General features: G+C 69.6%; 12 protein-coding genes. 2 read left to right on the forward strand and 10 right to left on the reverse strand.

Annotation, left to right across the window (positions count from 1 at the left end; translation table 11 throughout):
• Positions 1–7: 7 nt before the first annotated feature.
• The 4 genes from V8J36_RS15435 to V8J36_RS15450 are packed head-to-tail and all read right to left on the reverse strand — an operon-like array spanning position 8 to position 3,989.
• Positions 8–268, reverse strand: coding sequence for a DUF2484 family protein (locus V8J36_RS15435; protein WP_336468207.1), 261 nt, complete (start codon positions 266–268; stop codon positions 8–10).
• Positions 268–1,689: a UDP-N-acetylmuramate--L-alanine ligase gene (gene murC / locus V8J36_RS15440; protein WP_336468208.1), complete on the reverse strand. Its 1,422-nt coding sequence runs from the start codon at positions 1,687–1,689 to the stop codon at positions 268–270. The genes V8J36_RS15435 and murC overlap by 1 nt, the downstream gene beginning before the upstream one ends.
• Positions 1,690–1,698: 9 nt before the next feature.
• Positions 1,699–2,805: a UDP-N-acetylglucosamine--N-acetylmuramyl-(pentapeptide) pyrophosphoryl-undecaprenol N-acetylglucosamine transferase gene (locus tag V8J36_RS15445; RefSeq protein WP_336468209.1), complete on the reverse strand. Its 1,107-nt coding sequence runs from the start codon at positions 2,803–2,805 to the stop codon at positions 1,699–1,701.
• 17 nt (positions 2,806–2,822) lie between these two features.
• Positions 2,823–3,989, reverse strand: coding sequence for a peptidoglycan glycosyltransferase FtsW (locus V8J36_RS15450; protein ID WP_336468210.1), 1,167 nt, complete (start codon positions 3,987–3,989; stop codon positions 2,823–2,825).
• 192 nt (positions 3,990–4,181) lie between these two features.
• Here V8J36_RS15450 and V8J36_RS15455 point away from each other — a divergent pair, with 192 nt between their 5' ends.
• Positions 4,182–5,114 (forward strand): L-lactate dehydrogenase, encoded by a 933-nt coding sequence (locus V8J36_RS15455; protein ID WP_336468211.1) that lies wholly within the window; start codon positions 4,182–4,184, stop codon positions 5,112–5,114.
• Between the two features lie 3 nt (positions 5,115–5,117).
• On the opposite strand, the gene V8J36_RS15460 is transcribed toward V8J36_RS15455, so the two are convergent.
• From V8J36_RS15460 to V8J36_RS15485, 6 genes are all read right to left on the reverse strand, one after another.
• Positions 5,118–5,675, reverse strand: a complete 558-nt coding sequence (locus tag V8J36_RS15460; RefSeq protein ID WP_336468212.1) for a DinB family protein — start codon at positions 5,673–5,675, stop codon at positions 5,118–5,120.
• A gap of 776 nt (positions 5,676–6,451) precedes the next feature.
• Positions 6,452–7,192: a YebC/PmpR family DNA-binding transcriptional regulator gene (locus V8J36_RS15465; RefSeq protein ID WP_336468213.1), complete on the reverse strand. Its 741-nt coding sequence runs from the start codon at positions 7,190–7,192 to the stop codon at positions 6,452–6,454.
• A 93-nt stretch (positions 7,193–7,285) separates the two neighbouring features.
• Complete coding sequence (locus tag V8J36_RS15470; RefSeq protein WP_336468214.1) at positions 7,286–7,660, reverse strand: hypothetical protein; 375 nt, start codon at positions 7,658–7,660, stop codon at positions 7,286–7,288.
• Positions 7,661–7,746: 86 nt separating this feature from the next.
• Positions 7,747–9,525: an SLC13 family permease gene (locus tag V8J36_RS15475; protein ID WP_336468215.1), complete on the reverse strand. Its 1,779-nt coding sequence runs from the start codon at positions 9,523–9,525 to the stop codon at positions 7,747–7,749.
• A gap of 189 nt (positions 9,526–9,714) precedes the next feature.
• Positions 9,715–10,527 (reverse strand): TIGR00282 family metallophosphoesterase, encoded by an 813-nt coding sequence (locus tag V8J36_RS15480; RefSeq protein ID WP_336468216.1) that lies wholly within the window; start codon positions 10,525–10,527, stop codon positions 9,715–9,717.
• Positions 10,528–10,570: 43 nt separating this feature from the next.
• Positions 10,571–11,452: a LysR substrate-binding domain-containing protein gene (locus tag V8J36_RS15485; protein WP_336468217.1), complete on the reverse strand. Its 882-nt coding sequence runs from the start codon at positions 11,450–11,452 to the stop codon at positions 10,571–10,573.
• A gap of 95 nt (positions 11,453–11,547) precedes the next feature.
• Between V8J36_RS15485 and amaB the strand changes: the two genes are divergently transcribed.
• Positions 11,548–13,056, forward strand: a complete 1,509-nt coding sequence (gene amaB / locus V8J36_RS15490) for an L-piperidine-6-carboxylate dehydrogenase (RefSeq protein ID WP_336468218.1) — start codon at positions 11,548–11,550, stop codon at positions 13,054–13,056.
• Positions 13,057–13,085: the final 29 nt, after the last annotated feature.

The raw sequence follows: 13,085 nt of genomic DNA on the forward strand, positions 1-13,085 counted from the left end.
GCGGGGGTCACGCCCTCTCTAGCCGTCGCCGCCCGCGATGCAAGGCCAGACGCAGGCCAAGGCCCGGCGGCCAGCGCAGCATCGCCGCCCCGAAGACCAGCGCGAGCAGCCCCGCGACCGGCCCGGCGCTGGCGGTCAGGTGGCCCAGAACCGCGATCCCGCTGCCGATCAGCAGCGCGGTCGAGGCGTGACGCCAGCGCGAGGGCGCGAAGGGCACGGTGTTCACCGCGACCGCCCAGAGCATCAACAAGCTCAGTGCCGAGGCCATCAGGCGGCGTCCTTCAGCTTCTCGGGCAGCAGGTTCGCCCAGCTGGAGATCGTGCCGGCGCCAAGGCAGACGACGATGTCGCCCGGCCGCGCCTGTTCGCGCACCAGCCGCGCAAGGTCGTCCACCGACAGGATCGCGCGGGCGTGGCGGTGGCCATGGGCGATCAGCCCCTGCACGAGGTCGTCGCGGCTGGCCCCGGGGATCGGTTCCTCGCCCGCGGCATAGACCTCGGCGATGGCGACCACGTCGGCCTCGTTGAAGCAGGTGCAGAAGTCGTCGAAGAGCGAGTGCAGGCGGGTGTAGCGGTGCGGCTGGTGCACGGCGATCACGCGGGCGCGCGGGTTGCCCGCTACCGCCTGCCGCGCGGCCTTCAGCACCGCCGCGATCTCGACCGGGTGGTGCCCGTAGTCATCGATGATGGTGACGCCGCCCAGCACCTCGCCGACCTTGGTGAAGCGCCGGTTCACGCCGCCGAACTTCGCCAGCGCCTCGCGGATCTCGTCCTTCTTCATCCCGAGGTGGCGCGCCACCGCGACCGCGGCCAGCGCGTTCGAGACGTTGTGGTCGCCCGGCATCGGCAGGGTGCAGCCCTCGATCACCTGATCCTCGGCCTGCAGCAGGATGTCGAAATGGGCGATGCCCTTCTCATACCGCAGGTTCACCGCGCGCACGTCGGCCTGCGCGTTGAAGCCGAAGGTGGCGATGCGGCGGTCCGTCACCCGGCCGACCAGCGCCTGCACCTCGGGGTGGTCGGTGCAGCACACGGCGAGCCCGTAGAACGGGATGTTGGTCACGAAGTCCTGGAAGCCGCGGCGCAGGTTCTCGATCGAGCCCCAGTGCTCCATGTGCTCGGGGTCGATGTTGGTGACGATGGCGATGGTTGCGGGCAGGCGGTTGAAGGTGCCGTCGGACTCGTCGGCTTCGACCACCATCCACTCGCCCTGCCCCGCGCGGGCGTTCGAGCCATAGGCATGGATCACGCCGCCGTTGATCACGGTCGGGTCGAACCCGCCCTTGTCCAGAAGCGTCGCCACCATCGTCGTCGTCGTGGTCTTGCCGTGCGTGCCGGCGATCGCGATGTTCGAGCGCATCCGCATCAGCTCTGCCAGCATCTCGGCCCGGCGCACGACGGGCAGGTTGCGCAGGCGCGCCTCGTCCAGCTCGGGGTTGCCCTTCTTGATCGCGGAAGAGATCACCACCACCTCGGCCTCGCCGATGTTCGAGGCCTGCTGCCCCTCGAAGAAGGTCGCGCCCAGCGACACCAGCCGGTCGGTGATCTTCGAGGCCTTCAGATCCGACCCCTGCACCCGGTAGCCCAGCGTCATCAGCACCTCGGCGATGCCCGACATGCCGATGCCGCCGATGCCCACGAAATGGATGGGACCGAGTTCGAGCGGGAGTTTGGTGGCTGCTGCGTTCATGCCTCGTCCTTAATTCTTCTTGGCGGCCGCCCGGGCCGCGACGGTTTCGACCAGATCGGCCAGCCTTTCGGCCGCGTCCGGGATCCCCTGCCGCATCGCGGCGATGGCCATCTGCATGGCGCCCTGCGGATTGTCCAGAACTGCCGCAACGAGACCTGCGATCTCTTCCGGCGTGGCCCGGCTTTCCGGGACCAGCGCCGCGGCGCCGGCATCGACCAGCCCGCGGGCGTTCGCGGTCTGGTGATCGCCCGCCGCCGCCGCGAAGGGGATCAGGATCGAGGGCCGCCCGATCACCGAAATGTCGGCCACCGACGAGGCCCCGGAACGCGAGATCACCAGCTGCGCCTCTGACAGGCGGCGGGGGATGTCGGTGAAGAAGGGCTCGACCTCGGCGAGGATGCCCGCGGCCTCGTAGGCGGCGGCGACGCGGGCGCCGTCCTCGCCCCGGGCCTGATGGGCGACGCGCAGCCGGTCGCGGACCTCGGGCGGCAGGCTGGCCAGCGCCGCGGGCACCACGTCCGAGATGATGCGCGCGCCCTGGCTGCCGCCGATGGCCACGATGCTGACCGGATAGGGACCGGGCGGGATATAGGGGGCCCCGGCGCGCTCCAGCACCGCGGCGCGGACCGGGTTGCCGATCTGCAGCCCCTCGACGCCCTCGGGCAGCCTGGTGGGCCAGATCCCGCAGGCGAAGGCATCGACGCGGGTCGCGAAGAGCTGGTTCACCTTGCCGGGAATGGCGTTCTGTTCGTGGATCAGCCGCGGCAGGCGCAAGAGCGTCGCCGCCGCCAGCGCCGGGATCGAGGGGTAGCCGCCAAAGCCCGCGACCACGGTGGGCCGGTCCTTCAGCATCTGCGCCGCCGCCGAGGCGACGCCGCCCGCGATGCGGAACGGGGTCACGGCCTTGGCGAGCGCCCCGCCGCGGGCGAAGGTGGCCGAGGCGACCTGTTCGACCGCGACCGCGTTCGGGAAGCCGCCGGCATAGCGGGCGCCGCGCGCGTCGGTCGACAGCTTCACGCGCCAGCCGCGGGCCAGCATCGTTTCGGCCAGCGCCTGGGCGGGGAACATGTGCCCGCCGGTGCCGCCTGCCGCGATCAGCAGGAGCGGCGCGGCCATCTCAGCGCCCCCCCATCTTAGCGGCCTCTGCGCATCAGGTGATCGGCGATCTCGCCCTGCGGCCGCTTGCGGGTCAGCGCGAGCAGCATGCCCAGCGCGATCCCCGAGGCGATGACCGACGAGCCGCCGTAGCTGACGAAGGGCAGCGTCATGCCCTTGGCGGGCAGAAGCCGCACGGCGACGCCCATGTTGATCATCGCCTGCACGCCGAAGGCAGCGGCAAGGCCCGCGCCGGCCAGCCGGATGAAGGGGTCGCGTTCGCGCATCAGCCGGAAGAACGAGCGCACGACGACGGTGGCGTAGAGCGCGATGATGATCAGCACCAGGATCAGGCCGTATTCCTCGGCCGCGACGGCGATGATGAAGTCGGTATGTGCGTCGGGCAGCGACCATTTCACCGTGCCTTCGCCGACGCCGACGCCGAAGAAGCCGCCGTTCTGGATGGCGTTGGTCGCGTAGCCGATCTGGGTGCGGGGGTCGATCTCGGCGGTCAGGAAGCCGTCGATCCGGCGCGCGAAGTGCTGCGAGCTTTCGTAAGCCGTAAAGCCGCCCACGACCACGAGCCCGAAGATCCCCACCAGCAGGAAGATCGGCGCGCCGCCGATGAAGTAGATCACGCCCCAGCTGAAGAGCACGAGCGAGGCCTGCCCGAAGTCCGGCTGCGCGGCGAGGAACAGCACGACCGTCACCGCGATCATGAAGCTGTAGAGCCGGCCGGGCGGGCCGTTCAGCTGCTGCGCGGCCGAGATCAGCCAGGCCGAGAGGATCACGAAGCAGGGCTTGAGGAATTCCGAGGGCTGGACCGAGCCGAAGCCCATCGAATACCAGCGCACCGCGCCCTTGCCGAAGTCGGTACCGAGGAAGGGCAGCAGCAGGATCGAGGTGAAGGTGAGCGCGAAGCCCACCACGCCGATCCGGCGCACCTGCGTCGGCGACATCATCGAGATCGCGAACATCGCGATCAGCGCGAGCGTGCCGAAGAAAGCCTGACGCTCGACATAGTAGAAGGGCTTGAGGCCGTTCTTTTCCGCCAGCGGCGGCGAAGAGGCGAGGCCCAGCAGCAGTCCGACCCCGAACAGAAGCAGCACGGCAGAGAGCGACCACTTGTCGATGGTGCGCCACCAGCGCGGGAGCACGGGTTCGCCGACGCGAACCGGCATGGTGCCGAAGACCATTTCCGTCATGGGGATACCGCTTTCACTGCCTCGGATGCGTCCGGGTTCGGCCCGGATCTGCGGCGGAGTCTAGCGCGCCTTCGGGGTCCGCGCCAGCCAAAGATGGCGGATGCAGGGCGGGATCGCGGCCGCGGCATCGCGGCGCTTCCCCCGCCCCCGCCCGGCATGTCAGGCTGGACGCGGATCGCAGGGGAGGTGCCCATGAAAGTCGCCATCGTCGGGGCCGGTCAGGTCGGGGCCGCGGCCGCCTATGCGCTGGCGCTGCAGGGACCGGCGTCCGAGATCGTGCTGATCGACCGCTCGGCCGCGCTGGCCGCCGCGCAGGCCGAGGACATCGCCCATGCCGTGCCCTTCGCCTCGGCGGTGCGGGTGCGGGCCGGGGATTACGATGCGGCGGCGGGGTCCGCGGTCGCGATCCTTGCGGCGGGGGTGGCGCAGAAGCCGGGCGAGACGCGGCTCGAGCTGCTGGGCCGCAATGCCGCGGTCTTCGCCGAGGTGGTGGCAGAGGTGCTGCGCGTGGCGCCCGACGCGATCCTGCTGGTGGCCTCGAACCCGGTCGACGTGATGACGCAGGCCGCGACCCGGCTCTCAAACCTGCCGCCGGCGCGGGTGATCGGCTCCGGCACCATCCTCGACACCGCGCGGTTCCGCCACCTGCTGGGCCGGCATCTGGGCGTGGCGCCGCAATCGGTGCATGGGCTGGTGCTGGGCGAGCATGGCGACAGCGAGGTGCTGTGCTGGTCGGGCGCCACCGTCGGCGCGGCGCCGCTGGCGGTGGTCGCGCGCGATCTTGGCCGGCCGCTCGACCCGGCCGCGATGGAGACGATCGACGAGGGCGTGCGTCGCGCCGCCTACCGGATCATCGAGGGCAAGGGCGCCACATGGTTCGGGATCGGCGCGGGCCTTGCGCGGATCGTGCGGGCGATCGGCGCGGATGCGCGCGATGTGCTGACGCTGTCGATGCTGACGCCCGAGGTGGCCGGGGTGCGCGAGCTGGCGCTGTCGCTGCCGCGGGTGATCGGGGCCGAGGGGATCATTGCCACCCTGCCCCCGGCCCTGTCGCCGCCCGAGGCCGAGGCGCTGGCGCGCTCTGCCGCGATCCTGAAGGCCAGCGCCGATCCGCTGGGGTTCTGAGCCTCAGCTCAGCAGCCATTCCTCGCTGCGCCCGATCGTGGCGAGATCCGCCGCGCGGACCGCCGCATCGTCGACCATCACGAATTCGTCCAGCTGCGGCGGCGCGACCGAGGTGCCCGAGAGCATGGCATGGACCTGGCCCCGGTGGTGCTGGTCGTGCAGGAACAGGTGCAAGAGCGTGTCGCCCAGCGTCTCGATCTGCACCCGTCCGGCGCGCTGGATCTGCACGACCGTGTTCAGGTCGCCCGGAACCAGCGCCTCGGCCAGCGCGAGCGCCTTCAGGTCCATCTCCTCCTGCGCCTCGGCCCACTGCCCGAGCTCCGGGCAGGGCAGCGGATCGGCCCAGGCCGCCGGCCCGAGGTTGCCGCCGGCGATCGCGTCGAGGTAGAAGCGGTCGATGATCAGGATGTGGTTCAGCGTGGCGCGGATCGAGGGGAAGAACCCGACGCGCGGCGCCTCCCATTCTCCGGGGCCGAGGGCCGCGCAGGCGCAGTGAAGCCGGCGGTTGGCCAGCAGCGCGTTGCGCGCCATGCGACGGAAGGGGAGGCAGGGGTCGATCATGATGCGGCATCCGATCATGCCGCGCTGCAGAGGTCAATTAACCCGTCATTAACCCGCCACTTTTTGCGGCAAATAGGCACACTATCTGCGATAATTCGGATCAATATCGCACGGGCGAACACAAACCACGTCATCGGAGGAAACCCGCCGACAGGCGCCGGCCCATTGAGTCGCGATCAGGCCGTGCGCCGATGGATCGGATTTCGCGCTCTCGTCCCGAGTGTATCGACCTGCGAGGACGGGAAAGTTGCCGCCTTCGGCCGGATGGCTCCGGGCGGCCGGTCATTCGCCAGACCGCCATCTCCGCACCCGGCGCGGACACGAGCTTCGGGCCCCTCCCCCGACTGGACACGGCCCGCGATCCGGCGCCGAACCGGCGACACGCGCCTCGCCGCCCCACGACGGAGGTTCTCCTAAGTGCCCGGACCTCCCAAGCCTGCGACCTGCACTCTGGGCTGACCGGGAGCCGCCAGGCCTTCTGCAGGCGGGCCGGGCCGCTGTCCCCCTCCCCCTCTGGCAGGTCGGGACGGACCGCTGAGCGCCGCAAGGTCGCTGGCCGACGGGGCGCCCTTCGGCAGACAGCGGATCGACGCCGCGCAGTGCCGATGCCGGTTGCCGAAGGACGCGTTTCGTCGCGCTCGTTCCCGGCGGGGCCGTATGCGGGCTCGAACCCCGATCGGCGGTGCACAGAGCGCCCGGGGGGCGCGGCCCCTCGGCGCATGCAAAGGGCCGGCCCCTGCGGACCGGCCCCAGTGGTTCTGCGGCAGTTGCGGCGCTCAGAGCTGCGCCGCGACCTCGTCGGACATGTCGAAGTTGTGGGTGACGTTCTGCACGTCGTCATCCTCTTCGAGCGTGTCGATCAGCTTCATCAGCTTCTCGGCGGTCTCGAGGTCGACCTCGGTGCGGGTCTGCGGCTTCCAGATCAGCTTCGCCTCGGTCGACTCGCCCAGCTCTTTCTCGAGCGCCTCGGTCACGTCGTTCAGCGCCTCGACCGAGCAGTAGACCCAGTGGCCCTCGTCGTCGCTTTCCACGTCATCCGCGCCGGCCTCGAGCGCGGCCATCATCACGGTGTCGGCATCGCCGGCGCTGGCGGGGAAGCTGACCTCGCCCACCCGGTCGAAGCCGTGGCTGACCGAACCGGTCTGGCCAAGGTTGCCGCCCGACTTGGTGAAATAGCTGCGCACGTTGGACGCGGTGCGGTTCAGGTTGTCGGTCATGCATTCGACGATCACCGCGATGCCGTTCGGGCCGTAGCCCTCATAGCGGATCTCGGTGTAGTCCTCGGCATCGCCGCCCTGCGACTTCTTGATCGCGCGGTCGATCACGTCCTTCGGCATCGACTGCGACTTCGCGGCCTTCACGGCCAGCCGCAGACGCGGGTTCTTCTCGGGATCGGGATCGCCCATCTTCGCGGCGACGGTGATCTCCTTCGAGAGCTTCGAGAACATCTTCGAGCGCAGCTTGTCCTGCTTGCCCTTGCGGTGCTGGATGTTCGCCCATTTGGAATGGCCTGCCATGACCCGTCACTCCGTCGCCTGATCTGGAACGGGGGCCTCTTAGCGCAAGGCGGGGCGCCCCCGCAATGGGGGGCCTGCCCCGAGGGCCAAGGTTCAGTCGTAGCGCGGGAAGCGCCGGTCCATCGAACCGGGGGTCTTGAAGGTCTCTGCCCGGCCGTCCTCGGCGATGATGACCACCGTGGCATAGGGTTCGACCAGGTCGCCCAGCGCGGGGGCGAGCCAGCTCTGCCGCTTCACGCGCACGTCGAAGCGGGCGTGGTGCGGGCAGTCGATGAACATGCCCATGCCGCCCTCGGGCTGCATGGTCGAGCGGCAGACGGCGCCATCCTTGAAGCGCACGGTCAGCTGCTTCGAGGTCAGCTTGATGTCGTCGACGCGGGCGTGGATGGCGGCGGCGGCAAGACCCGGGGCGGCCAGCACCGGCGCGACCGCAAGCAGGGAGACGAGGACGAGACCGAAGCGCTTCATGAGCGGCACCTTTGCGGCTCTGGGAGGGTGTCGCTCAAGACTACACACGATCCCGCGACCGCGCCAGCCCCGCGGCGGAAAGCCGCCTAAAGCGGCCACAGGATCGGGATCAGCGCGCAGGCCACGAGGCCGCAGATGATGTTCAGCGGCAGGCCGAGGCGGACATAGTCGGTGAACTTGTAGCCGCCGGGGCCGTAGACCATCGTGTTGGTCTGGTAGCCGATCGGTGTCGCGAAGGCGAGCGTGGCCGAGAACATCACCGCCACCACGAAGGGCCGCGGGTCCTTGCCGAGCTCGTTCGCCAGCTGGATGCCGATCGGGGTCAGGATCACCGCCACCGCGTTGTTCGACAGGATCTCCGTCATCACCACGCCCAGGAAATACACGCACAGGATGGTGAGGAACGGCGAGAGCCCGTCGAGATGCGGGGCGATCAGACGCACGATCAGGTCGACCGAGCCCGACTGCTCCAGCCCCTCGCCCACGGCGAGCATCGCGAAGATCAGCGCCATCAGGCGGCCGTCGACGAAGCTGAACGCCTCGTCGGCGTCGATGCAGCGGGTGACGAGGATCACCCCCACCGCGACGAAGGCCAGCGCCATGATCGGCGCCACGTCCAGCGCCGAGAGGCCCACCACCGCCAGAAGCGCCAGGATCGCGATCGGGGCATGGCCGCGGCGGAACGGGCGTTCGGCGGGTTTCGAGACGTTGACAAGATCCATGTCCTGCGCGAGCCGGCCGATGTCCTCGGCCGAGCCCTCCAGCAGCAGCGTGTCACCCACCCGCACTTCCAGATCGTCGAGCTTGCGGCCGATGTTCTGGTTGCGGCGGTGCGCGGCCAGCACATAGACGCCGTAGCGCCGGCGCAGGCGCAGCTCGCCCAGCGTGCGCCCGATCATCCGGCAACCGGGCGAGATCAGCACCTCGACGGTCTCGGTGGCGACCGAGCTCAGCTTGTCGACCATGTGCACGTCGCGCCGCTGCTGCAGGTCCAGAAGGTCGGTCATCTCGGTGCGCAGCACGATGCGGTCGCCCGGCGCCAGCACCGCGGACGGCAGGTCGCGCCGCAGCGAGGCGTCGCCGCGCAGCACGTCGATGACCCGGATGCCTTCGCGCTTGAAGAGCGGCACCTCGAGCACCGGCGTGCCGATCAGCGCGCTGTCCTCGGGCACCGCGACCTCGGTGAAGTATTTCATAGAGCGCCGGCCGATCAGCATCTCGGCCATCGAGACGCGGGCCGGCAGCAGCTTGTCGGCGAAGAGCGCCATGTAGATCGCGCCGACCGCGGCGACGGCAAGGCCCAGCGGCGCGATCTCGAAGATCGAGAAATGCGCAAGCCCGCGATCCTTGGCGACCCCGTCGACCAACAGGTTGGTCGAGGTGCCGATCAGGGTGATCATGCCGCCCAGAACGGTGAAATAGCTCAGCGGCATCAGCAGCTTCGAGGGCGAGACGCCGAGCCTGCGGGCGATCTGGATCACGATCGGGATCATCACCGCGACCACCGGCGTGTTGTTCATGATCGCCGAGGCGAAGACCACGAAGACGAAGAGCGCGACGATGGTGCGCTTGGGCTTCGAGGCGGCGTGACGCTCGATCACCTTGGTCAGCTCGTTCAGCGCCCCGGTGCGCACCAGCCCGCCCATGATCAGGAACATGAAGGCGATGGTCCAGGGGGCGTTGTTGGCAAGGTTTTCCGCGGCGTCCTTGTAGGGAAGGAAGCCGAACAGCAGCATGACCGCGGCGCCGACCATGGCCACCACCTCGGTCTCGAACCATTCCAGCGCGAAGACCACGAACATGAGCGCGACGATCACCAGCGCAGCGATCGCACGCACATCGGGCGCAAGGCCGAGATCAATCATGTCGCAGAACCGCCCCGCAGTGGAATTTCCTGCCCTCTATGGCGGTTGGGCCGAAAGGCGGCAAGGGCCACGCCGTCCTGCCCCGCAAACGGTGCGGGAAGCGGCGCAACCTGCGAATTGTCGTATAAGATCGAACGCCGGCCCGCGAAGCGCTCCGTATCAGCCCGAAATGTTCGAAAACTGCGGCCGTCAGGGCGCGGAAGGCTGCAATCTCCCGCCGACGCGGACCGGCGCGATCCGCGTGGCTTTGCCCGTTCTGTCATCGGTCTCGACAAAGACGCCCGACAAGGTCGCCTCACCCTCGGCCGGAGTGAATCGCTCGCGCCCCATGCCGGTGATGAAGCGGCGCAGCGGCTCGGCCTTGTCCATGCCGATGACCGAGTTGTAGTCGCCGCACATGCCGGCATCGGTCATGTAGCCGCTGCCGCCGGGCAGGATCATCGCGTCGCCGGTCGGCACATGGGTATGGGTGCCGACGACAAGGCTCGCCCGCCCGTCGCACCAATGGCCGAGCGCCATCTTTTCGGACGTCGCCTCGGCATGGACATCGACGATCACCGCCTGCACCGCGCCGCCCAGCGTATGGGGCCGCAGGGCAAGGTCGATCGCCGAGAACGGGTCGTCGAAGGGGCGCTTCATGAACACCTGCCCCAGCACCTGCGCCACGGCGACCTTGCGGCCGCGGGTCGCGGTGAAGACCCGCACCCCCTGCCCCGGCGCGGCCTTGGCGAAGTTGATCGGGCGCAGCACCCGCGGCTCGGTCTCGATGAAGCGCAGCATGTCCTTCTGGTCGAAGGCATGGTCGCCCAGTGTCACGCAATCCGCCCCTGCATCGAGCAGCAGCTTCGCGTGATCCGGCGTCAGCCCCGCCCCGGACGAGGCGTTCTCGCCGTTGACCACGACGAAATCGACGCCCCAATCGGCCTTCAGGCCCGGAAGCCGCTCGGTGATGGCCGCGCGCCCGGCACGACCCATGACATCGCCAAGGAACAGTAGTTTCATGGCTTCCGCTTAGGCCCGCGCGCCGCTCAGGGCAAGGGCCGCATCACGCATCGGGTTCTGCGCCAGCAGGCGAGACCTCGCCCCGCAGCCAGTCGCGGAAGGCAAGACACAGCGGATCGGCCGCCTTCCCCTCGGGCAGGACGACGTGATAGGCGGCCGGGCCCCGATGCGCGCGCGGGTCGAGGATCACGAGGCGCCCGTCGGCCAGCTCCTGCTCGATCAGGTAGCGCGGCAGAAGCGCCGCCCCAAGCCCTGCCACCGCCGCCTCGATCACCAGCGCATGCTGGTCGAAGCGGTGGCCCGCCCAGGCGTCGCGCGCGATGCCGCCCGCCGCCAGCCAGTCCGACCAGAGCCGCGGCTCGGCGTCGAGATGCAGGAGCGGCACCCGGGCAAGATCCGCAGGGGCGGCCGCGACAGCCATCCCCTCGTCCCGGCACAGAAAGCTGCACAGACCCGCCGGCCACGCCGGGGCACCGTGATGGATCGCCAGATCGACATGCTCGGCCTCCATGTCGAAGGGGGCGTCGCGGGTGATCAGCGTCACCTGCACCCCCGGATGGCGGTCGAGAAACCGCGGCAGACGCGGCACCAGCCAGCGCGAGCCGAAGGTCGGCAGCGCCGCCACCCGCAGCGCCCCGGCGATGTCGCGCCCGCCGATCGCGCGCAGCGTCATCCGCTCCATCCCTTCGAGCAGCGCCTGCACCTCGGGCAGCATCCGCCGGCCCGCGTCCGACAGCACCACGCGCTGGCGGATCCGGTCGAAGAGCCGGAGGCCCAGCTGCGCCTCGAGCTCCTTGATCTGGCGGCTGACCGCGCTTTGCGTCAGCCGCAATTCCAGCGCGGCGCGGGTGAAGCTGGCATGACGGGCCGCGGCCTCGAAGGCCTGCAGGCCGGCGGCATCGGGGATCAGGCTTCGGGACTTCATTCCTGCCTCGCATCAAGTCACGCGGATTCTTCGGATGATCGACGCGACGTGACGCGATATCAAGATCACCAAACGCGCTCGCGAAAGGATTCGAGATGACCCTCGCCCAGGATACCGCCGCCCTTCTTGCCCGTCTGGGCGTCGCGCCCGAGGCCTATACGGGAGGCACGATGGCGTCCTTCTCGCCGGTGACGGGCGAGCAGATCGCGACGCTGCCGGTCGCCACGGCGGAAACCACCGCCGCCGCGATCGGCGCCGCGGCCGAGGCCTTCAAGGCCTGGCGGCTGGTGCCGGCGCCGAAACGGGGCGAGCTGGTGCGGCTGTTCGGCGAGGAACTGCGCGCCGCCAAGGCCGATCTCGGGCGGCTCGTGTCGATCGAGGCGGGCAAGAGCCCGTCCGAGGGCGCGGGCGAAGTGCAGGAGATGATCGACATCTGCGACTTCGCCGTCGGCCTCTCGCGCCAGCTCTACGGCCTGACGATCGCGACCGAGCGGCCGGGCCACCGGATGATGGAGACCTGGCACCCGCTGGGCGTGGTCGGCGTGATCTCGGCCTTCAACTTCCCCGTCGCGGTCTGGTCCTGGAACACGGCGCTGGCGCTGGTCTGCGGCAACCCGGTGGTCTGGAAGCCGTCGGAAAAGACGCCGCTGACCGCGCTCGCCTCGCAGGCGGTGCTCGCCCGCGCCATCGCCCGCTTCGGCGAGGTGCCGGCGGCTCTTTCGCAGGTGCTGATCGGGGCGGCGGATGTCGGCAACGCGCTGGTCGAGGACCCGCGGGTGGCGCTGGTCTCGGCCACCGGCTCGACCCGGATGGGGCGGATCGTCGGGCCCAAGGTCGCGGCGCGCTTCGGGCGCACGATTCTTGAACTCGGCGGCAACAACGCCGGCATCGTCTGCCCCTCGGCCGATCTCGACATGGCCCTGCGCGCGGTGGCCTTCGGGGCGATGGGCACCGCCGGGCAGCGCTGCACCACCATGCGCCGGCTCTTCGTGCATGACAGCGTCTATGACGCGCTGGTGCCGAGGCTGATCAAGGCCTACGAAAGCGTCACCATCGGCGACCCGCTGACCTCGGGCGCGCTGGTCGGTCCGCTGATCGACCGCGCCGCTTTCGAGGGCATGGATGCGGCGTTGACCGCGGCCAAGGCCGAGGGCGGCAAGGTCTCGGGCGGCGGCCGGGTCGACGTGAACGGCGCGGGCAGCTTCTACGCCCGCCCGGCGCTGGTCGAAATGCCCTCGCAATGCGGCCCCGTCACCGAAGAAACCTTCGCGCCGATCCTTTACGTGATGAAATACAGCGACTTCGACGCGGTTCTTGACGCGCATAACGCGGTGGGCGCGGGGCTGTCGTCCTCGATCTTCACCACCGACCTGCGCGAGATGGAGACCTTCCTGTCGGCTGCCGGCTCGGATTGCGGGATTGCCAACGTCAACATCGGCACCTCGGGCGCCGAAATCGGCGGTGCCTTCGGCGGCGAGAAGGAAACCGGCGGCGGACGCGAGAGCGGCTCGGACGCCTGGAAGGGCTACATGCGCCGGGCGACGAACACGATCAACTTCTCGCGCGAGCTGCCGCTGGCGCAGGGGGTCGTCTTCGACATCTGACGTTTTCGAACATTTTACGGCGAAAGGCG

Origin of the sequence: Frigidibacter sp. MR17.14, assembly GCF_037095735.1 — a bacterium.
GTDB lineage: Bacteria > Pseudomonadota > Alphaproteobacteria > Rhodobacterales > Rhodobacteraceae > Frigidibacter.

Bases quoted from the DNA above. Each gene is read 5' to 3' on its own strand.
- V8J36_RS15435 (WP_336468207.1), bottom strand. From the start codon at position 268: ATGGCCTCGGCACTGAGCTTGTTGATGCTCTGGGCGGTCGCGGTGAAC.
- murC (WP_336468208.1), bottom strand. From the start codon at position 1,689: ATGAACGCAGCAGCCACCAAACTCCCGCTCGAACTCGGTCCCATCCAT.
- V8J36_RS15445 (WP_336468209.1), bottom strand. From the start codon at position 2,805: ATGGCCGCGCCGCTCCTGCTGATCGCGGCAGGCGGCACCGGCGGGCAC.
- V8J36_RS15450 (WP_336468210.1), bottom strand. From the start codon at position 3,989: ATGACGGAAATGGTCTTCGGCACCATGCCGGTTCGCGTCGGCGAACCC.
- V8J36_RS15455 (WP_336468211.1), top strand. From the start codon at position 4,182: ATGAAAGTCGCCATCGTCGGGGCCGGTCAGGTCGGGGCCGCGGCCGCC.
- V8J36_RS15460 (WP_336468212.1), bottom strand. From the start codon at position 5,675: ATGATCGACCCCTGCCTCCCCTTCCGTCGCATGGCGCGCAACGCGCTG.
- V8J36_RS15465 (WP_336468213.1), bottom strand. From the start codon at position 7,192: ATGGCAGGCCATTCCAAATGGGCGAACATCCAGCACCGCAAGGGCAAG.
- V8J36_RS15470 (WP_336468214.1), bottom strand. From the start codon at position 7,660: ATGAAGCGCTTCGGTCTCGTCCTCGTCTCCCTGCTTGCGGTCGCGCCG.
- V8J36_RS15475 (WP_336468215.1), bottom strand. From the start codon at position 9,525: ATGATTGATCTCGGCCTTGCGCCCGATGTGCGTGCGATCGCTGCGCTG.
- V8J36_RS15480 (WP_336468216.1), bottom strand. From the start codon at position 10,527: ATGAAACTACTGTTCCTTGGCGATGTCATGGGTCGTGCCGGGCGCGCG.
- V8J36_RS15485 (WP_336468217.1), bottom strand. From the start codon at position 11,452: ATGAAGTCCCGAAGCCTGATCCCCGATGCCGCCGGCCTGCAGGCCTTC.
- amaB (WP_336468218.1), top strand. From the start codon at position 11,548: ATGACCCTCGCCCAGGATACCGCCGCCCTTCTTGCCCGTCTGGGCGTC.